Genomic DNA, 20520 nt, shown 5'->3' with positions numbered 1-20520 from the left:
CGTTAAAGGCGATAAATGAGAACATTAAATCTGAATGCAGTAACGTTATGGGGTACTTACTTAAAGGTAATTATGGATCCTTATCTCGGTGGATTGGGTAAACGGTAATGTACACCTGATATGTTGCCGGATAAATATGGTGAATAGAGGGTGGGTGGTTTTGAGATAATTCTGTAGTGAGCGGTTTTTTATGATTATATTGAAGGGGTTTTGTATTTATAACATTATGATATTTAAGTGTTTTATTTTTATTGTGACAAATTTGTTTATATTTTTAATGAGGCCTGGAAGCATCAATTAAAGTACTTTCTTGTGCATGTTTGGGAAGTTTCATGACAAAAATTCTTAATGTTTAGCGAAGTGTCTTTTCTGAGATTGTTTTTTATTTATAATTAATGTCAGACATTGAATGATGGTCTACAGGAAGTCTTACTCATCAATGTGTGTATTGAGGGATGTTCAAAGCCAGAATACATTTGTCGTTAATATGACAGCGCTATAAAACGAAGGCGGCCTTCTCTCGGAAGGAGCGTTCTTGCTTTAATCTAAAAGGGATGGTTAGTGGCAACTTCAATAGTGTTAGTGACTCAGGATCGCTATCTTGTCAGGGGCATGAGGCTTTTTTTTCCAGATATTATCCTGCTCGACTCGATTGACAGAAACATATTTGATAATGGTGCCGACGAATACTCTGTATTGATTGATAGTCGTTCTCCGCTCCGTTTATATGATTACCTGATACGCCATCCGGCCAGAACAAGGAAAACGATCTGCTGCGTTATGCTGGATATGCGACATCGCGAAGAGAATCTACTCAGTATGAAGTTGTTTATGAACACGTCGCTCACCGCGCCGGATATGGCGTCGCTGTTTAATCTGGTGCTCAACATGAAGGGCAGGCGTCTGACAACCAAATGGCTGCTTAACTTACGGCTTAGCACGCACGAGGCGATCATGCTGCGGTTGCTGAGGGCAGGGATGTCGATGGAAGCCGTTGCCGATGAGCTGAATACGTCGGTGAAAAGCCTCTACCGCAAACGAACGGCGCTTTCGGAACGGCTGGAGGCGGAGAACTTCAATGAGGCGTGTTTGTTTATCTTTAAAAATAAACTGCTGGATGTGATTGGGAACGATCCCTGAATGCGTCAGAAGCTAAAAGCAAACACCCGCCACGAGGGCGGGTTCATTGAATGGATATAATTCAGAACGACCAGCGCAGATTCGCGTTAACCGAATTGACGCGGGTATCCGCACCATATTGCCCCTGATAACCCACATCCAGGGTCGCAGCACGCGATAGTTGTACGCTCACGCCGATATCGCCCACCATCACGTCCTCATCCACGGCCTGCCCCTGTGTAATGAACGCGTCGCTGCCCGCAAACGCCATGCGCGAAGAGGTATTCTTATCGCCATATGCGTGCTGCCAGCCTAACGAACCGTAGAGGTTAACGTTCTTCGGCAGCTCGGTCACGCCACGCACCCCGAGGGTAGAATAGAAGGTGTTCATCGTTTCGTTATTTACGCTCAGCGCGGCAGCACCGCCGTCTTCCCTGAAACTGTCAGTATGCAGTCGAATCCAGGACAGGTTAATAAAGGGTTCAACATTCATCGCTGGCTGGCCGAAACGGTAGCCCGCTTCGGTGAACGCCAGCAGTGAGTTGGCGTCGTAATCCGACTTCAGCCGATCCGAGAAGCCGCTAAAATCAACATTTCGCTCGCCTTCGATCTTGTGCCAGGTGTAGCCCAGCGCACCGCGAAGAGAGAACGCATCCTGTTGACCTGCCGCATAAAGACCAAGGTGATAATTGTCGGTATTCGTTGAGGAACGACGGCTGTCTACGTCGTAATCACCGCGGCTGTAGCCGAAGTAGCCACCGACACGTACGTTATGGTCCGCCAGCTTGCGGTCCGCCCCCAGCAGGAAGCCAGTAGTGTTGCCGTCCAGCTTGCCCACATTACCGTCGCCGCTGTTTCGGCTCCAGGAGCTGAAGGTCTGGCCCCAGACGCCATTGTTTTGCGGTTCCGGCTGCTGCACCAGCGACATCGCTAACGGCGGTATCGGCAGGCTATTGTTATCAAACGCGCGCTGCATACGCTGGTTTAACACGTTAAACACCTGCGTGCTGCCGGCGATGAGATTGGACTGCATTGACGGATAAACTTCACCGGAAAGCTGGTTGAACGCCTCGCGCGCTTCCGGCGCGCTCAGCACCAGGAGAGAGTTATAAAGCGCCAGCGACGAGCCGCTTTGCGTCAGCGTGGAGAGCGCGCCAGCGGTATTCCACTGGTTGCTGCTTTTGGCCACGGTCTGGAAAATTCCCGGCTTGCCGCTGCCAGGATTTTCACCGCCCGGGTTCTCACCGCCGGGGTTTTCGCCTCCAGGATTCTCGCCGCCGGTCTCTTTCTGCGCGATGGTCAGATCAACGGCGTCGGTGCTCTGCTTGAGCGCCACGTCCAGGAAGGCGGATTTGGAAATCGCTCCGGCAAACTGACCGTCAATTCCCCCGTCGGAGGTTAAAATACGATAGCTTTGGCCTGTTTTGTAGCTGGTTTGAGGATCCAGCGCGGTGACCTGTACTTTAGCCTGATCGCTGATGGTCGTTTTGCCTGATACCAGTAGTTGGTCGCTGCGGCCATCACCGGCGATATCGACGTCATAGAAAGACTCGCCCACAAAATTCAGATACCGTTTCAGCGTCAACGTGCCGATGTCGCCATCCCCTGGAGAGATATGCCCGCCGGACAGGATCTCGGTCTGGCCCAGCGTGCCGTTCCCCCCCAGTGTGCCGCCGGCCTTGATTGACGCGGCGCTGCTGTAACCCTGCCCGTTGTTAACGTCGGATCCTGCCGTCGCGTTGAGGATCAGCGTACCGCCGTTCTCGGCGCTAAGGGTCTGAACATCAAAAATATCGTCTTCTGGCTGGGTGTTGATGTTGCTGGCAATAATGACTTTGCCACCACGCGCGGTCACGTTCGCCTGAAGGGCCGAAAGATCGCCGTTCAGCGTTGTCTGCCCGGAAGTATTGATCACCTCACCTTCGCCGCTCATTTTGTTGCTGAAGACGTAATTTTCGTTGGTATGGTTGAAGTAGACATAGCTGCCGAATAGCCCGCCCCGTAGGCTGATCGCCGTGTTCGAATCGAGGGTACCCGCGCCGCCGGCTGTGCCAAGTGTTGGCTCAGTCAAACCCGTGCCGGTGTCCATGTTGCCTCGGCTGCCGATGATTAGCGCGCCCCGGTTCGAGCCAGAACCCGATTCCCCCACGATCAGCGTATTGCTGCCAGCGGAAAATGAACCACCGTCTATAACCGACAGCACGCCATTGCCATAATCACCCACGCTCACATTACTGTCGCTGGTAAAACGCGAGTCTTTGCCCGCAATAACCAGCTCAGCAGTCTTCCTGGCCCCGGATACGCCCGCCACCTGCACGCCTCCAACGGTAACTGCCCCGCCGTTCAGCACGTCCAGATCGCCATAAAGCGACAGCGTACGGCCAACATTCCACTGGGAACCGCTCCCCGTGACGGTGGCTTTCGGGCTCAGCGTGTCGGTTTCATCCGGCCCGGTACCATTCCCAATGCGCGCATCATAGGCGGTACTGAGCGCGGCGCCGTCTTCAATCAACAGCGTGGATCGTGCACCCAAATCGGTGCCTACGCTAAGAAAGTTACTGGTCACACGAGACCCGGCGCCCGTGGCGATAAGGTGGCTATCGTAGCCGCGGGTGGTGCCGACAACGATCTCCTTTGCGCTGGCGAGCGCGCCCTCTTCGACGCGGAGGGTGCCGAGGCCAAGATTGAGGTCGCCGCGCAGGACGTATTGATCGTTCACTGCGTTAAGTTCTGCGTTTGGCCCACGGACCGTGACCATGCTTTCATAAATTTGCCCGTCGAACAGCCGACCGATATTGATGTTATAGGCGGTGATTTTGCCATTATCGATCAGCAGGTTTCCGCGTTGATTACGTCCAACGTAAACATCTCCGGTATAACCCAGCGTGTCGGTAATACGCGAGTCGCCATCAAAAATTGCATCCGCTGCACGTGCGAAATCGGCAGGTGAAAGCAGTAACAGCGGAGCGGAAAATAGAGCGAGGTAAAGTCTGGAAAGCGGCGTCTTAACCGCTAGCAGATGCGATGTAGAGTTATTCACGGGCTATCTCCGTACTCATTAGCGTGATGTCGGGAAAATCGTTTTTATATGAAAACTCAGATACGTGAGAAAATGTAAAAGGCGTTATTTATGTACGCCTTTTAATTTGGGGTTAATTATTTATGTGTGACAACAGGTGTACAGGTTGGCGCGCTCAGCGTCGGTGCGGATCCCAAAATCCCGGGCATCATCATCGATGAGCAATCGAAAATACGCCCTTTTTCCGTCGTAGCGCGATAAGATAGTTTTTGCCCTCCTAGTGCGTCAGGTTGGGCGCCATTAACATTGGTCACTGTTATTTCATCCGATGAGCCCAGACCCAGCATTTTAGCAGTCTCTGCCTGCAGCAGTGGAATGGCCTGATCGGTTTTCAGCGTGGAACAACCGGCCAGCATCAACGTAACGGTTAAAAATATTAGTGGTTTTTTCATAAATTATCCTTTATATCCAATCAGTTAATTTCACTGATTGTATTTATGTTTTCTATTACCCAAATCAGCGAATAATATATTTCCCTTTCCTAATCGAAAAAACCCTCCTAAAGTAGGGTGGGTAGATAATAATTCATCCGTACTCTCAGAGATGCGAAGGTAAAAGGAGGACCCTTTGGGACAGAATTATGCGTTGGTCGTTGATGACCATCCATTGGTAGCAAGCGGCATCGCCAATTTTCTGATTACACAATGCCGATTTAAGCAGGCGTATGTGGTGACGAATGAGGAGGATTGCTACCGTCAAATTAGGGATAATGGCCCGCCCCGTTTGCTGGTAATCGATTTTTGGCTTTCGTCCGGAACAGCATTGAAATTACTCAAAGAGATAAAACAACTTTACCCACAGGTGCGGCTCCTGGTGGTTAGCGGGGACGACAATAATGATCTCTGGCGGAAAATTCACGCTGCCGGGGGACATGGTTTTGTATTGAAAAGTGAGCCTCCTGAAATTTTCTCACAGGCTGTTTTTGCACTCGCTGATAATCAGACCTGGTTTCCTGAGGGAAACGAATTTTCCGTGAATAAGAATAATGAAAAACTCAATAAATTTAACTTAACGCCGCGGCAAATAGATGTGTTAAATATGATTATGCGCGGTCTGCCGAATAAACGCATCGCCGCACAGCTTTCAATTTCAGAACCCACAGTCAAAGAACACATCAGCAATATTTTGAAAAAGATTGGTGTTAACAGTCGGGTCGAAGCCATCACGCTTCTGCATGGCAAACAGGAACCGTCGGAATGAGATTTTTCCTGAGCTTACAAAACGATGGGATCTCTCCTGCTGCGCAGATCCGTTTGTTAAACAATACCTTTCTGCGGCTGGTATTCAGTTTTAGCGCAGTGCCCTTTGTCGGTATTCCTTTTGCCATCTGGATTTATATGCTTGGGGATGACCTTGGCCCAACGATAACCTGGATTATTATTTATCTGATATGCGCTGTGGCGATACGAATATTGCATCGACGCTATCAGCGCGAAGCGAAAGAATATGTTGAAAAGGACCTCCTGCAACGCTGGCTTCCGCGCATTAATAATGTCGCCTTTATTCACGGACTGGGAATTTCATCACTCTATTTAATTACTCCTAAAACGCAGAACTTTGACTTTTTCCTGCTACTGAATATCAGCATCGCCGCTATCGTCGCGGCCAATGCGACGCATCTGACCCCGGTTATTAGCACCTTTACGCGCTTTTTCTTCGCCTCGTGGGGGGTACTGAACCTCGGTATTATCTGGCGACTGGATGAGCTGATGTTCATCGTACTGATGCTGAACCTGCTTTACGGCTTTGCGATTTACCGCCATGCGTTAACTTCACATGCGTTCTTTATTCAGCAGGCGCTGCTTGAGGAAAAAAGCTCACGCCTGGCGGAACAGTTTCGTCAGGCCAAAGAGGACGCGGAGCAGGCTCTACTGGATAAAAATCAGTTTCTGACAACCGCCAGCCACGATCTTCGCCAGCCCGTACACGCCATGGGTTTTCTGATTGAAGCCATCCTCCACCGAAACCGCGACGACAGCCTGACGCCGCAACTCCTTGACCTGCAGCAGAGCATTCGTTCCGTACATTTGATGCTCAATTCCCTGCTCGATCTCAGCAAAATTGAATCCGGGAATGTACTCTCTGCTCCTGCCAAAGTGGATATCGGCGTTCTGCTCGACTCGGTGATCACACTGTTTCGCGAAGAGGCCAACAGCCGAGCCCTGCGACTGTACACCTGGCGACCAAAACGTCGCATTTACGTGATGGGCGATCCGCTGCTGGTGCGACAATCCCTGATTAACCTGATTCAAAACGCCCTTCGCTACACGCTACGGGGCGGCGTGCTGGTCGCCATTCGACCGCGCGGTGACGAGTGTATGGTGGAGGTGTGGGATACGGGGGTCGGTATCGCCGATGACGAGAAGGGCAAAATCTTTTCACCCTACTACCGTCCCGAGCTGGCCTGGAAGATCGACAGCGCCGGACATGGGTTGGGGCTGGCCGTCGTTGCTCGTTGTGCCAAGCTGATGAAGGTGAAGTACGGGATGCAATCCATTGAAGGTAAAGGCTCACGATTCTGGATGCGTTTCACCCAATTTGCTGGTGAAGAGATCGCACCGGACTCCTCGCCCGCTTATGACCACGCAGCCACGTCGGTGCGCTATGCGCCGCTGCACGGTTCCTGCCTGGTCGTCGATGACGACCCGCTGGTGACGTCAGCCTGGGAGAGCCTGATGAGCATCTGGGGAATCAACGTGCGCTGTGCGGCCTCCGCTGAAGAGGCATTTGCCATAATCGACGACGGCTTCACGCCGTTCGCCGTACTGTGCGACCAGCGCCTGCGGTCCGGCGAAAGCGGGTTCGACATCCTGAAAGCGCTTTTTGAACGTCTGCCGGATATGAGCGGCGCGATAGTCAGCGGCGAATTTAATTCACCGGTTCTGCTGGAAGCTGAGCAGGAAGGGTACCTGGTGCTGCGCAAGCCGCTGGAGCCGGCGAAACTGCATGCGCTGCTGACGCAGTGGTCCGGGTGACATGGATAAAAGAGAGTGTAGAAGTATTGATTTTGGCGGGCTTAGAATGCAAAAACGGACCTCCGTGGAGGTCCGTTGATATAAATTTGGTGCCCGGACTCGGAATCGAACCAAGGACACGGGGATTTTCAATCCCCTGCTCTACCGACTGAGCTATCCGGGCAACGGGGCGCATTAAACCTGATCTGCTTCCTGCCGTCAACGAAAAATGTTGTTTTCGTTACGGACTGCGCAATCTCTCGCCATTTCGCCGCACTCTTAAGCGAAAAAGCGCGTCCAGAGCGCTGAGAGCGGCATGGCGATCAGCAGCGCGGGCAGCATATTCACCACGGCAAACATCTTAATCCCGCAGATGCGTAACCCGGTCGCCAGCAACAGCAGGCCGCCGACGGCAGTAAAGTCTGCCATCATCGCCGGCGTGGTGAGCGGGAGAATCAACGTGGCGCAGGTGGCGAGAGCCAGCTGAATCAGCAGCATCGGGACGCAAATTGCCGCGACGGCGATACCGAGCGTGGTGGCAAAAATGGTGGCGGTGAAGAAATCGAGAAACGCTTTCGCAATTAATATACTCGGGTCGCCTGTCATCCCTTCCTGCATCGAACCGAATATCCCGGTGCCGCTGGCACAAAACAGAATAATGATCGCAACGTAGTTCTGAATAAACGACTCGTGCGAACCGTTTTTCGCCTTACCGGGTCGGGCAATCAGGTTTTTGGCTTTGCCTACCGCGTTATTGATGCCTTTTTCCAGATAGCAAAATTCGCCAATCAGCGCGCCGAGCAGCGTTGCCAGCACCATGACGGGCAGGTTGGCGCATTTGATGACTAAAAGGATGCCGATGCCCAGCGAGGCCAGGCCAAAAATAGACGGCATGGAGGTACGAATACGCTCCGGTAGCCGCTGGCTTAACACGCCGCCAAGTATGCCGCCCAGCAGCACTGCGCCGGCGTTGATAAAGGGTCCAATTACCACCGCTAACTCCTGTTACTTAATCATTGGTATTGCATGATTATGACACGCAAAGCGGGCACTACGCTTAGATTTGGAAGGTTTTGTGCATATTGATTCCTTCTTGCACCTCAAAATAAAAGGTGACATTATTGCGCGAATTTTCTCCTCCCTGTCTCACCGTTCGGTGAGGGTAACTAGCGCCTATGAAAACCATGAAAATTGCCGTCAGCCGCGAGCTGCTCTCCACTGTCTCAACCCACCGTGAAAAGGTGACGCTGGATAACACGGATTTTACCGATGTGGCGGCAGTCGTCATGACAACTGCTGAAAGTCGCAGCGGTATTCTCGCGTTGCTGAAACGCACGGGCTTTCAGTTACCGGTGTTTATTTTCTCGCAGGAGCACACGGACGTGCCTGACGGTGCTACCGCGGTCATCTCGGGAAAAGCGCAGGAGTTTCTGGAACTGGAGACTGCTGCCAGCCGTTACGAAGAGAATCTGCTGCCGCCGTTTTTTGACACCCTGAGCCAGTACGTGGAGATGGGTAACAGCACCTTCGCCTGTCCTGGTCACCAGCACGGGGCGTTTTTCAAAAAGCATCCGGCGGGACGACAGTTCTTTGATTTCTTCGGTGAGAACGTGTTTCGTGCCGACATGTGCAATGCTGACGTGAAACTCGGGGATTTACTGATCCACGAAGGGTCCGCCAAGCATGCGCAAAAGTTCGCGGCGAAAGTGTTCAATGCGGATAAAACATACTTCGTGCTGAACGGCACGTCGGCGGCCAACAAGGTGGTGACCAACGCGCTGCTGACGCGTGGCGATCTGGTGCTGTTCGACCGCAACAACCATAAATCTAACCACCACGGGGCGCTGATTCAGGCAGGCGCCACGCCGGTGTATCTTGAGGCTGCGCGTAATCCATTTGGCTTTATTGGCGGGATTGACGAGCACTGTTTTGATGACGCGTACCTGCGCGATCTTATCCGCGAGGCTGCGCCGGAGAAAGCCGACGAGGCGCGTCCGTTCCGCCTGGCGATCATCCAGCTTGGCACCTATGACGGCACGATCTACAACGCCCGTCAGGTGATCGACAAGATCGGCCATCTGTGTGATTACATCCTGTTTGACTCTGCCTGGGTGGGCTACGAGCAATTTATTCCGATGATGGCGGAAACGTCTCCGCTGTTGCTGGAGCTGAACGAGAACGATCCTGGCATTTTTGTGACCCAGTCGGTGCATAAGCAGCAGGCCGGGTTCTCGCAAACGTCGCAGATCCATAAAAAGGATAACCACATTCGTGGCCAGGCGCGGTTTTGCCCCCATAAGCGGCTGAACAATGCATTTATGCTGCACGCCTCCACCAGCCCGTTTTATCCGCTGTTTGCAGCGCTGGATGTGAATGCCAAAATTCATGAAGGCGAGAGTGGTCGCAGGCTGTGGGCGGAGTGTGTTGAGCTGGGCATTGAGGCGCGCAAGGCGATCATTGCCAACTGCCATATGATTAAGCCGTTTATCCCGCCGGTGGTGGCGGGGCGGCCGTGGCAGGATCATCCGACGCACGCCATTGCCAGCGAGCGCCGCTTCTTCAGCTTCGAGCCGGGGGCGAAATGGCACGGGTTTGCGGGTTATGCCCGCGAGCAGTACTTTGTCGACCCGTGCAAGCTGCTGCTGACCACGCCGGGTATTGATGCGGAAACCGGGGAATATACCGGGTTCGGCATTCCGGCGACCATTCTTGCGCACTACCTGCGCGAAAACGGCATCGTGCCGGAGAAATGCGATCTCAACTCAATCCTGTTCCTGCTGACGCCAGCTGAAAGCAGCGAGAAGCTGGCGCAGCTGGTGGCAATGCTGGGACAGTTCGAGCAGCATATTGAAGACGATACGCCGCTGGCGGACGTACTGCCGACCATCTACCAGAAATACCCGGTGCGCTACCGGGATTACACCCTCCGCCAGTTGTGTCAGGAGATGCACGATCTTTATGTCAGCTTTGACGTAAAAGATCTGCAGAAGGCGATGTTCCGCAAAGAAAGCCTGCCTGAGGTGGTGATGAATCCACAGGACGCGAACCAGGCCTACATTCGCGGTAACGTGGAGCTGGTGCGCATACGGGATGCCGAAGGGCGGATTGCTGCCGAAGGGGCGCTGCCCTATCCGCCTGGCGTGCTGTGCGTGGTGCCGGGTGAAGTCTGGGGCGGGGCGGTACAGCGTTACTTCCTGGCGCTGGAAGAGGGCATCAACCTGCTGCCGGGCTTCTCGCCGGAGCTGCAGGGGGTATACAGCGAGAAGGATGCGGACGGGATTAAACGGCTGTATGGATATGTGTTGAGGTAGTGCGGGCTGCTGCCCTCACCCTAACCCTCTCCCACAGGGAGAGGGAACGTTTCATCAAACCGCACTACGCTTGTACATCCTCCTTGGATGGCCAATCTTCCCGTACAGCATCTCCACGCTCAGAAACCCCGCCTCCACGCAGTGCTCCAGATAGCGCCGGGTAGTGGTTTTACTCAACCCCGTTTCGCTCACCACCTCATCCACGGTAAAGCAGTGCGTCGCCTTGTCGTTGAACAGCGCCTGCACCCGGGCCAGCGTATTCTCCTCAATCCCTTTGCTGCCGTTGTCCTGGCGGTAGTTCTTCGCCTGGAGTTGATACAGTGAATCGACGTTTTGCTGATCGACAATCTTCCAGACGCGCTGCTGTTCGGCAAATTGCACAAAGCGCTCCAGCGACTGGCTGAGGCGCTTCCAGGAAACCGGCTTAAGGATATAGTCAAACGCGCCGTTGCGGATGGCCTGGCTGCAGGTGTCCATATCGCTGGCGGCGGTGATGAAAATCACCGAGCAGTTGGCGCGGGTCAGCATCGGGTTACTGATAAGGGTGATGCCTTTGCCGTCCGGCAGATAGTTATCCAGCAGCATCAGCTGAGGCTGTTTACGCTCAAGCTGAACCTGCGCGTCGGCCAGTGACGAGGCAATCCCCACCAGTCTCAGACGCGGGTGTTTGCTGATGAGCTCCGCGTGCAGCTGTGCCAGTTCGTTCTCGTCTTCAACAATCAGTACGTCGATAAGTTCATGTTGCATAGTCGGTGTCTTCCAGTTGCCGGACGGTTCCCGAGGCCGGGATAAACAATGAGAAAATGGCGCCGCGTGGGGTATTATCGGCAACTTCTATCGCGCCGCCAGCCTGCGTAACGTAGCTTTCGATCAGATACAGACCAATCCCATGATCGCCGCGTGTTTTGGTGGTGATGCCGCGTTCAAAGATCCGCTCACGGATCTCCGGTTTAATGCCTACGCCCTGGTCGGCGACTTCAATAATCAGCTCCTGCTCGCTGAGTTTTATCAGCACTTCCACCGGCGCATGGGGAAGCGGCGAGCGCTGTGTTGCTTCGATGGCGTTATCCAGCAGGTTACCAATAATCGAAATCAACTCTTGCTCCCCAAGCGGCAGGAACGGCTTATCCAGCCGACAGGCCGGGTCGAAACTCAGCTCGACGCCTTTTTCCCGCGCTCGGGCGGCTTTCCCGAGCAGCAGGCCGCACAGGGTGGGAGAACTGAAGCGCGACGAGATAAAGTCCAGCAGCTCCTGGGCATGTTCCGACTGCGCCTGTATGTAGCCAATCGCCTCCTCATAGCGGCCCATATGCAGCAGGCCGGAGAGGGTGGTCATCCGGTTTAACTGCTCGTGACGCATAATGCGCAGGTTATCGACATAGCGTTTTACCTGGCTGAGCTGGGCGCTCAGAGAGTCGATTTCGTTGCGATCGCGAAAGGTGATCACCCAGCCCTGCAGCGAGCCCTCAAGCATGATGTGAACCCGGCTGGCAATCACCGTGAGATCGTTAAAACGGCAAATCTCATCGTGGGTATCTTTAGCCAGCATCGTCTGCGTGTCGAAGAACGGGACCGGGTCGATCACCTGGCTTATCAACTGCCCGCGCAGTTCACGCGCCGGCTGGCTCAGCCCCAGCAGTTTGCGCGCCGCCTGGTTGATCACTTCTATGCGCCGCTCGTTATCAATGGCAATCACCCCTTCGTAGATAGATTCCATCATCGCCTTTTGCTGACGTACCAGCAGGCCGATTTCTCGCGGTTCGAGGGAGAAGATCTGCTTCTTTATACTGCGGGTAAAGAACCAGGAGAAGATAAAGAGGGCCAAAAGCAGCAGTACGGCGGCAATCAGGATATTGACCACTTTACTGACGGTAATGGTATCCAGGTAGCTGGTGAGATAGCCCACGGAAACAATGCCAACCACCTGCCCGGCATCGTTGAAGATAGGGGCTTTACTGCGTAGCGAAATACCCAGTCCGCCTTTACGGATGGTTGTCGTGCTTTTCCCCTGCAGGACGGCCTCATTGTCGCCGCCAACCAGTGTCGTGCCCACTCTGTCGGCAAAGACGGAATGAAAAAGGTGCTTTCCCGTGTTATCCCCAATGACAATAAAGCTGGCATCGCTATGGGCAGCCATTTTCTGCATAAAATCATGGATCGCGGTGATATCTTTTTGTTCAACTTCATTGCGTAATGACGGAATAAGCGCAATCTCCTCCGCCTGTATTTTTGCGCGCGCACTCATTTCCTGATAAAGCTGCTTACCGACATCGGCATAATAATATCCGCCCAGCAACGCAAAAAGCACTGAGAAAAAGGCAACCAGCGAAATAAACAACTTAATCTGGAAAGAGACTTTCATAACTATCACGCAAGGTAGCGACAAAGAACGCCAATATATCATCTTTTTTTCTGTGGCTGCCTGTGCTTTGCCGAAAACTTGTGATCCCTTGCACAGCGGGCGCTGTAAAAGATTTATCCTGAGGGCTTACCTCGTTCAGGCTATATGAATAAATGTTATTTGTTTGTTCAATTCAGAAAAGAAACCATAAAAACCACGATAATAAATAAGGCATAAATCACATTAAATAAAAGAAACCATTAAAACCATAGTGGCCATTAAAACTTCGCTTTTAATATGTCATCCCTCACATAAAGTAAGCCTTTGTGACTCTAAGCTGAATGCACAAAATAACCAAGGGGCTTATTATGAGCACAACTGACGATTCTTTCTCTGTTACCCACGACCCGATTGAAATTCAGCGACCCTCGCTCAAAGAGCGTTGGTGGCATATTATGGATACCTGGAAAATCGGGATTATCCCTCTGCCGCTGTTTGTTCTGGCGGGCGCACTGATTGCGATTGATTGTCTGGGCGGAAAGCTGCCGAGCGACATCGTGGTGATGGTAGCGACCCTGGCCTTCTTCGGCTTTGCCTGCGGTGAGTTTGGCAAGCGCCTGCCGATTGTCGGCAAGCTCGGTGCGGCGGCGATTTGCGCCACCTTTATCCCTTCCGCGCTGGTCTATTACGGCCTGCTGCCGGATGTGGTGGTCGAGTCCACCACGAAGTTCTATAAATCCACCAATATTCTCTATCTTTACATCTGCTGCATTATCGTCGGCAGCATCATGAGCATGAACCGCACGGTGCTGATTCAGGGCTTCCTGCGCATCTTCTTCCCGATGCTGTGCGGTGAAATCGTCGGCATGCTGGTGGGGATGGGCGTTGGTCTCGCGCTGGGCCTGGAGCCATTCCAGATTTTCTTCTTTATCATTTTGCCCATTATGGCGGGCGGCGTCGGGGAAGGCGCAATTCCGCTTTCCATCGGTTATGCCACCCTGCTGCACATGGACCAGGGCGTAGCTCTCGGCCGCGTGCTGCCGATGGTGATGCTCGGCGGTCTGACCGCGATCATTATCTCCGGTTGCCTGAACCAGCTTGGTAAGCGCTACCCGCACCTGACCGGTGAAGGCCAACTGATGCCTAACCGCGCCAATGCCGATACCACCGTCTCTCAGCCTGCGTTCTCTGGTAAAGCGGACGTGACCACAATCGCCTCTGGCGCTCTGCTGGCGGTGCTGCTCTACATGCTGGGCATGCTCGGCCACAAGCTCATTGGCCTGCCAGCCCCGGTCGGCATGCTGTTTATGGCGGTGCTGGTGAAGCTCTGCAACGGCGCCTCTCCGCGCCTGCTGGAAGGTTCGCAGGTCGTCTACAAATTCTTCCAGACTTCCGTGACCTACCCCATCCTCTTCGCCGTCGGCGTGGCTATTACCCCGTGGCACGAACTGGTGGCGGCGTTCACCGTCAGCAACCTGCTGGTGATTGTCAGCACCGTTTCTGCGCTGGTGGCGACCGGCTTCTTCGTCGGCAAAAAGATCGGTATGCATCCGATTGATGTCGCCATCGTCTCCTGCTGCCAGAGCGGGCAGGGCGGTACCGGCGACGTGGCGATCCTGACCGCAGGCAACCGCATGAGCCTGATGCCGTTCGCCCAGATTGCTACCCGTATCGGCGGAGCGATTAACGTCTCTATCTCTCTGCTGATTCTGGGCAACTTCCTCGTTTAAGTTTTCAGGAAAGAACAATGAAACTCGCAAGCTTTTTATACCAGGGAAAACGCAGCTACGGCATCGTCCAGGCCGACGGCGTGATTGATTTAGGCCGCCGTCTCGGCGACCGCTACAGCGACCTCAAGGCGCTGCTGCAGGGCAACGGGCTGGCGCAGGCCACCCGCTACCTGAACGACGCGGTGGACGTGCCGATGAGCGCTATCACCTTCTTACCGGTGATTGAGCAGCCGGAAAAAATTCTCTGCGTGGGCATGAACTACGCCGACAAGCGCAAGGAGTTTGACCAGCATAACCCGGCCCCGACGCTGTTTGTCCGCTTCCCGGATTCACAGACCGGCCATAACGAACCGGTGCTGAAGCCGCGCCACTCCAGTGAATTCGACTACGAAGGCGAGCTGGCGGTGATCATCGGCAAAGGTGGGGAGAACATCAGCCGCGACGACGCGCTGCGCCACGTGGCGGGCTACAGCTGCTACATGGACGGCTCCGCCCGTGACTGGCAGCACACCTGGTTTACCGCCGGAAAAAACTGGCGTCAGACCGGTGCGTTTGGCCCCTGGATGGCGACGGCGGATGAGATCCCGGATCCGCACCAGCTGGCAATCCGCACCTGGCTGAACGGCCGCATGGTGCAGGAAGACAACACCAGCAGCATGATCCACAAGGTTGCGGAGCTGATCGAGTACATCAGCACCTTCACCCGCCTCAGCCCGGGCGATGTGATCATCACCGGATCCCCGGGCGGGGTGGGGAAAAAGCGTAACCCGCCGCTGTTTATGAAAGAGGGCGATCGCATTGAGGTGGAGATCGAGCATATCGGTCATCTGAGCAACGTGATCGTAGAAGCGCCCGCCGTCGGGCTTGCGGCAGCACACTGAGTAAAACGGCATGAACAGTCAACCCATCGATTTTCGCCACACTCTGGTGGCGAAGCATCCGGAACGCTTAAGCCAGATCCGCTACCTGCTGGCAGACAGCGGCCTTGGCCTGGACAACGACATCACGCTGTTTGTCGAAGCCTGGTCCGGCTCGCAGCTGGTGGGTTGCGCAGGGCTTGCCGCCAACGTCATCAAATGCGTGGCGGTCAACGAGCAGCTTCGCGGCGAGAACCTCAGCGCGCGGCTGCTGGCTGAGGTGGAAAATGCGGCGCTGGAGCGCGGCCATTTTCATCTCTTCCTCTGCACCCGTCCGTGCAACCGGGAGCGCTTTGCCCGCAGTGGCTTCTGGCCGATTGCCCAGAGCGGAAACAACGCGGTGCTGATGGAGAACACCCCGCAGGGGATCGAACGCTACTGCCGTTCCCTGCGCGCGAAGCGCAAAAGCGGGGAGAACATTGGCGCGATAGTGATGAACGCCAATCCTTTCACCCTCGGCCATCGCCATCTGGTGGAGCAGGCGGCGCAGCAGTGCGATGCGCTGCATCTCTTCGTGGTGCGTGAAGATGCGTCGTTCTTCCCGTTTAGCGCGCGCATTGAGATGGTGCGGGCGGGCGTGGCACAACTGCCGAACGTGGTGGTGCATGAAGGCTCGCAGTACATCATCTCCCGCGCCACCTTCCCGGCCTACTTCCTGAAGGAGACCGGCAAAGTGCAGCAGGCGTGGAGTGAAATCGACGTGCTGATTTTCCGCGACTTTATTGCCCCGGCGCTGGGCATCACTCACCGCTTCATCGGCTCGGAGCCCTTTTGCGATATCACCCGGCAGTACAACCAGACGCTGCACGATCTGCTGGCCTCGCATATTGAGGTGGTGGAAATGCCGCGCATCAAGGCCACCGGCAACGCCATTTCCGCGTCCGAAGTGCGCCGTTTACTCAAGGCACAGCAATTTTCCCGGATCCGGGAGATTGTCCCGGACTCCACCTTCGCGCATCTCGAAACGCATTACCGTGCGAGTGCCGAAGTCGCATAACTACTAGGAATTTATCATGAATATTGTAAGGGAGGCGCTGGCCGGCACGCAGGAGTCCAGCGACCTGATGGTGAAAATCGCTCCCGCTCACGGCGAGCTGGAGATAGTCATCCACAGTGAAGTGATTAAGCAGTTTGGCGAGCAGATTCGCCAAGTGGTCAACGACACATTGCGCGCCATGAACGTGCACCAGGGACTCATCATTATTGAAGATAAAGGGGCGCTGGACTGTGTTATTCGCGCCCGCCTGCAAAGCGCGCTGATGCGTGCCGCCGATGATCAAACCATCAACTGGGGGGCGCTGAAATGAGCAAACTCCGCCGCAGTATGCTGTTCCTGCCGGGCGCCAACGCCGCCATGCTTTCCACCGCCTTTATCTACCGGCCTGATTCCATCATGTTTGACCTGGAAGACGCCGTTGCCCTGCGCGAGAAAGACACCGCGCGCATGCTGGTGTTCCACGCGCTACAGCACCCGATGTATCAGGATATCGAAACCGTGGTGCGCATTAACCCGCTGAGCACGCCGTTTGGCCTGCTGGATCTGGAAGCCGCCGTGCGGGCGGGCGTGGACGTGATTCGCCTGCCGAAAACGGACACCCCGGACGATATCTACGAGCTGGAGGGGCACCTGGCGCGTATTGAACGCGAGTGCGGCCGCGAAGTCGGCTCTACCCGCGTCATGGCGGCGATTGAATCGGCCATTGGCGTGATAAATGCCGTGGCGATTGCCCGCAGCTCCCCGCGCCTCATCGGCATCGCGCTGGCCGCCTTTGATTATGTGATGGATATGCAGACCGAGCGCGGCGACGGCACCGAGCTGTTCTACGCCCGCTGCGCCGTATTGCACGCCGCCCGTGCGGCGGGCATCGACGCCTTCGACGTGGTGTGGTCAGACGTTAACGACGAGGCCGGGTTCCTGCGCGAGGTCGATCTGATCCGCAAGATGGGCTTTAACGGCAAATCGCTGATTAACCCGCGCCAGATTGACCTGCTGCATAACGCTTACGCCCCGACGCAGGAAGAGGTGGAACACGCGAAGCGAGTGATTGAGGCGGCAGAAGAGGGCGAGCGTAACGGCCTGGGCGTGGTGTCGCTCAACGGCAAAATGGTGGATGCACCGATTATTAACCACGCGCAGGTGGTGCTGGAGCGCGCGGCGGCCTCCGGCGTGCGTCGGTAAGGATGACAGAATGAACCAGACTGAACTTCTCCATATGAATTTCCCCCATCTGCGGGGCTTAAAACCGTTTGATACCGCCCACAGCGCGACGCCGTGGCTGGCGGATGCTGACGCGAAGCACAGCCGCAAACTCTGCGCCTCCGTTGAAGAGGCGGTGAAGCGCTGCGGCCTGCAGGACGGGATGACCATCTCTTTCCACCACGCGTTTCGCGAAGGCGACCGGGTGATCAACACCGTCGTGGCGCTGCTGGCGCGAATGGGTTTCAAAAACCTGACGCTGGCCTCCAGCTCGCTGATGACCTGCAATGACGCGCTGATCGAGCATATTGAAAGCGGCGTCATCACCCGGATTTACACCTCCGGAATGCGCGGCAGGCTGGCGGATGCCATCTCCCACGGGCTGATGGACGAGCCGGTGCAAATTCACTCCCACGGCGGGCGCGTGAAGCTCTTGCAGGACGGCGAGCTGAATATCGACGTGGCGTTTCTCGGCGTGCCGTGCAGCGATGAGTTTGGCAACGCCAACGGCACCCACGGTAAATCCTGCTGCGGCTCGCTGGGCTACGCCATGGTGGATGCGCACTTTGCCCGCAAGGTGGTGCTGCTGACCGAAGAACTGGTGCCGTTCCCCAATATGCCCGCCAGCCTGGTGCAGGACCAGGTGGACTACATCGTGCAGGTTGAGAGCGTCGGTGACCCGGCGAAAATCAGCGTTGGCGCGGCGCGCGTCACCAGCAACCCGCGCGAGCTGATGATCGCCCGCTATGCGGCGGACGTGATTGAACATTCCGGCTACTTTAACCCGGGCTTCTCAATGCAGACCGGCTCCGGCGCGGCGGCGACCGCCTGCACGCGTTTTATGGAAGAGAAAATGGAGCGCAGCGGCGTGAAGGCGCGCTTCGCGCTTGGCGGCGTCACCGGCAGCCTGGTGGATTTGCACGAGAAGGGGCTCATCGAAAAGCTGCTCGACACCCAGTGCTTTGACGGCCAGGCGGCGGCGTCTCTGGCGCGCAACCCGAACCACGTGGAGATCTCCACCAATGTTTACGCCAACCCCGGCAGCAAGGCGGCAAGCTGCGACCAGCTCGACGTGGTGATCCTCAGCGCCCTCGAAATCGACGTTGATTTCAACGTCAACGTCATCACCGGCTCCGACGGCGTGATGCGCGGCGCGTCCGGCGGACACTGCGACGTGGCCGCTGCGGCGAACCTCACCATCGTCGTTGCGCCGCTGCTGCGCAGCCGCATTCCGACGGTCGTGAAGCGCGTTACCACGCGCCTCACGCCGGGTGAGAGCATCGACGTGCTGGTCACCGATCACGGCATTGCGGTTAACCCGGCGCGCCCGGAGGTACGTGAGCGGCTGATGGCTGCCGGGCTGAAGATTGTGGATATCAACGCGCTCTATGAACGGGCGATATCGCTGACGGGCGTACCAAAGCCGATTGAGTTTACCGACAAAATCGTCGGGGTGATCCGCTACCGCGACGGCAGCGTGATCGACACCGTGCGACAGGTGAAGGAGTGATTATGACAGTAGCGACACCCGTGCGGACGGGTGTCAGCCTGGACGAACTGCTGGCGGCGAAAGAGCGCCGCGCAGCGCGTCAGGCTGACATGCTTGAGCACTATCAACAACCGGTGATTTCCCTCACGCTGGTCACGCCAGGGGAAATTAAAGACAGCCTGCGCTATCGCAACACCATGGGCGTAGCGCTCCAGACGTGCGACCAGCTGCTATGGGAGAGCCGCTGGCAGGTGCTGGACCGTCAGGTGCTGTGGCTTCCGACCGGGCCCGAGGCCCTGTGGTGCGTGGCTCATCCGGCAGCGGAAATTAAAGCGCACTGCGCGGATCTGGAGCAGACGCACCCGCTCGGCAGGCTGTGGGATCTGGATGTTATCTGCCCTCAGCATGGCCACGTCGGGCGTCAGTCGCTGGGGGCAAATCTCAGACGCTGCCTGATCTGCGACGAACCTGCGCATGCCTGTTCCCGCTCGCGGAACCATCCCGTTGAGCAGGTGGTTTCCCGGGTGGAGAAGATGATTGATGACTGGTTTGCTCGCGACTAAACCCCGCATTGCGGACGTGCCCGCGCTTGCCGAAGCGGCACTGTGGCAGGAGCTGGAGCTGACGCCCAAACCGGGGCTTGTGGACAAGCTCAATAACGGTTCCCACCGCGATATGGACCACGCGCTGTTTGCCCGCAGCATTGCGGCGATTACGCCGTGGTTTGCGCGTTTTGCCGAGCTGGGTAGTGCGCATGCGGATAAACCTGCTGACGCACAGCTACGGATTATCCGCCCAATGGGGATGGCCTGCGAGCAGGCGATGTACGCCGCGACGAACGGCGTGAATACGCACAAAGGCGGGATTTTTGCCCTGGGTTTACTGTGCTTCGCCGCCGGACGTGTGAACAATCTTTCTGCGGACAGCCTCTGTTGTGAGGTGGGTAACATCTGCCGCGGGCTGGTGTCGCGAGAGTTGGCCGCGCGCAGCGGGCAGGCGACGGCGGGCGAGCGGCAGTTTCAGCAGTACGGCTTAACCGGCGCGCGCGGTGAGGCGGAAAGCGGCTTTGCCACGGTGCGTAAGGCGTTGGCACAGTGGAACGGACGGTCGCTTCACAGCCTGCTGTTACGCCTGATGTCAGTCAATCAGGACAGCAACCTGGTGTCGCGCGGTGGCATGGAAGGGCTGCGCTACGTTCAGGACTACGCGCGGCAATTGCTGGCTTACGGCTGGGACCGCGAAGCGTTGCTTAAGATGGATAACGCATTGATAGAACGCAATCTGAGTCCGGGGGGGAGCGCGGATTTGCTGTCGGTGGGGTGGGTGCTGTCTGGAATAAAATAGCCGGGTGGCGGCTTCGCCTTACCCGGCCTACGGTTGGGT

General features: G+C 55.9%; 17 protein-coding genes and 1 tRNA gene. 12 read left to right on the top strand and 6 right to left on the bottom strand.

The annotated features are described in order from the left end of the window. Nucleotides 1–612: 612 nt before the first annotated feature. On the top strand, nt 613–1140 hold the full coding sequence (locus ACOTY9_RS13060; RefSeq protein ID WP_348565959.1) for a helix-turn-helix domain-containing protein: 528 nt from the start codon (nt 613–615) through the stop codon (nt 1138–1140). A 61-nt stretch (nt 1141–1201) separates the two neighbouring features. Here ACOTY9_RS13060 and ACOTY9_RS13055 read toward each other — a convergent pair whose 3' ends face one another. Next, complete coding sequence (locus tag ACOTY9_RS13055; protein WP_180253787.1) at nt 1202–4159, bottom strand: autotransporter outer membrane beta-barrel domain-containing protein; 2958 nt, start codon at nt 4157–4159, stop codon at nt 1202–1204. Between the two features lie 116 nt (nt 4160–4275). Next, nucleotides 4276–4590, bottom strand: a complete 315-nt coding sequence (locus ACOTY9_RS13050) for a lipoprotein (RefSeq protein ID WP_047344503.1) — start codon at nt 4588–4590, stop codon at nt 4276–4278. Nucleotides 4591–4765: 175 nt separating this feature from the next. Here ACOTY9_RS13050 and ACOTY9_RS13045 point away from each other — a divergent pair, with 175 nt between their 5' ends. Together ACOTY9_RS13045 and ACOTY9_RS13040 are read left to right on the top strand one after the other, a co-directional pair. Then, a complete protein-coding gene (locus ACOTY9_RS13045) occupies nt 4766–5398 on the top strand; it encodes a LuxR C-terminal-related transcriptional regulator (protein ID WP_047344502.1) in 633 nt (210 codons plus the stop codon). Further along, nucleotides 5395–7173, top strand: a complete 1779-nt coding sequence (locus tag ACOTY9_RS13040) for a hybrid sensor histidine kinase/response regulator (protein ID WP_348565917.1) — start codon at nt 5395–5397, stop codon at nt 7171–7173. The genes ACOTY9_RS13045 and ACOTY9_RS13040 overlap by 4 nt, the downstream gene beginning before the upstream one ends. 87 nt (nt 7174–7260) lie before the next feature. Here ACOTY9_RS13040 and ACOTY9_RS13035 read toward each other — a convergent pair. Then, nucleotides 7261–7336: transfer RNA gene (locus ACOTY9_RS13035), tRNA-Phe, on the bottom strand. Between the two features lie 95 nt (nt 7337–7431). Then, on the bottom strand, nt 7432–8145 hold the full coding sequence (locus tag ACOTY9_RS13030) for a DUF554 domain-containing protein (protein ID WP_047625992.1): 714 nt from the start codon (nt 8143–8145) through the stop codon (nt 7432–7434). A gap of 182 nt (nt 8146–8327) precedes the next feature. Between ACOTY9_RS13030 and ACOTY9_RS13025 the strand changes: the two genes are divergently transcribed. Next, nucleotides 8328–10463: an ornithine decarboxylase gene (locus ACOTY9_RS13025; RefSeq protein ID WP_348565916.1), complete on the top strand. Its 2136-nt coding sequence runs from the start codon at nt 8328–8330 to the stop codon at nt 10461–10463. A gap of 54 nt (nt 10464–10517) precedes the next feature. Here ACOTY9_RS13025 and ACOTY9_RS13020 read toward each other — a convergent pair whose 3' ends face one another. Together ACOTY9_RS13020 and ACOTY9_RS13015 are read right to left on the bottom strand one after the other, a co-directional pair. Continuing rightward, on the bottom strand, nt 10518–11210 hold the full coding sequence (locus tag ACOTY9_RS13020; protein ID WP_023337769.1) for a response regulator: 693 nt from the start codon (nt 11208–11210) through the stop codon (nt 10518–10520). Then, nucleotides 11200–12825, bottom strand: coding sequence for an ATP-binding protein (locus tag ACOTY9_RS13015; protein WP_023331291.1), 1626 nt, complete (start codon nt 12823–12825; stop codon nt 11200–11202). The genes ACOTY9_RS13020 and ACOTY9_RS13015 overlap by 11 nt, the downstream gene beginning before the upstream one ends. Before the next feature lie 347 nt (nt 12826–13172). Here ACOTY9_RS13015 and ACOTY9_RS13010 point away from each other — a divergent pair, with 347 nt between their 5' ends. From ACOTY9_RS13010 to citG, 8 genes are read left to right on the top strand one after another with little or no spacing between them, the layout of a single operon-like run. Continuing rightward, nucleotides 13173–14534: a 2-hydroxycarboxylate transporter family protein gene (locus ACOTY9_RS13010; protein ID WP_014885210.1), complete on the top strand. Its 1362-nt coding sequence runs from the start codon at nt 13173–13175 to the stop codon at nt 14532–14534. 17 nt (nt 14535–14551) lie between these two features. After that, nucleotides 14552–15415, top strand: a complete 864-nt coding sequence (locus tag ACOTY9_RS13005; protein ID WP_045134818.1) for a fumarylacetoacetate hydrolase family protein — start codon at nt 14552–14554, stop codon at nt 15413–15415. Between the two features lie 10 nt (nt 15416–15425). After that, nucleotides 15426–16448, top strand: a complete 1023-nt coding sequence (citC, locus tag ACOTY9_RS13000) for a [citrate (pro-3S)-lyase] ligase (RefSeq protein ID WP_047028062.1) — start codon at nt 15426–15428, stop codon at nt 16446–16448. 16 nt (nt 16449–16464) lie between these two features. Further along, nucleotides 16465–16758 carry a citrate lyase acyl carrier protein gene (citD, locus tag ACOTY9_RS12995; RefSeq protein WP_014885207.1) on the top strand — a complete coding sequence of 98 codons (294 nt, stop codon included), beginning with the start codon at nt 16465–16467 and terminating at the stop codon, nt 16756–16758. After that, on the top strand, nt 16755–17630 hold the full coding sequence (gene citE / locus ACOTY9_RS12990) for a citrate (pro-3S)-lyase subunit beta (protein ID WP_014885206.1): 876 nt from the start codon (nt 16755–16757) through the stop codon (nt 17628–17630). The genes citD and citE overlap by 4 nt, the downstream gene beginning before the upstream one ends. A 10-nt stretch (nt 17631–17640) precedes the next feature. Continuing rightward, nucleotides 17641–19158, top strand: coding sequence for a citrate lyase subunit alpha (gene citF, locus ACOTY9_RS12985; protein ID WP_180253790.1), 1518 nt, complete (start codon nt 17641–17643; stop codon nt 19156–19158). A gap of 2 nt (nt 19159–19160) precedes the next feature. Beyond that, nucleotides 19161–19700 carry a citrate lyase holo-[acyl-carrier protein] synthase gene (gene citX / locus ACOTY9_RS12980; protein WP_348565915.1) on the top strand — a complete coding sequence of 180 codons (540 nt, stop codon included), beginning with the start codon at nt 19161–19163 and terminating at the stop codon, nt 19698–19700. Next, entirely contained in the window at nt 19678–20481 is an 804-nt protein-coding gene (citG, locus tag ACOTY9_RS12975) for a triphosphoribosyl-dephospho-CoA synthase CitG (protein WP_348565914.1), read from the top strand. The genes citX and citG overlap by 23 nt, the downstream gene beginning before the upstream one ends. Nucleotides 20482–20520: the final 39 nt, after the last annotated feature.

This window comes from Enterobacter cloacae complex sp. SHL012 (assembly GCF_049237505.1).
GTDB lineage: Bacteria > Pseudomonadota > Gammaproteobacteria > Enterobacterales > Enterobacteriaceae > Enterobacter > Enterobacter kobei.
The sequence above is the reverse complement of the archived record's forward strand: the minus strand, read 5'-3'. Positions and strand labels throughout refer to the sequence as shown.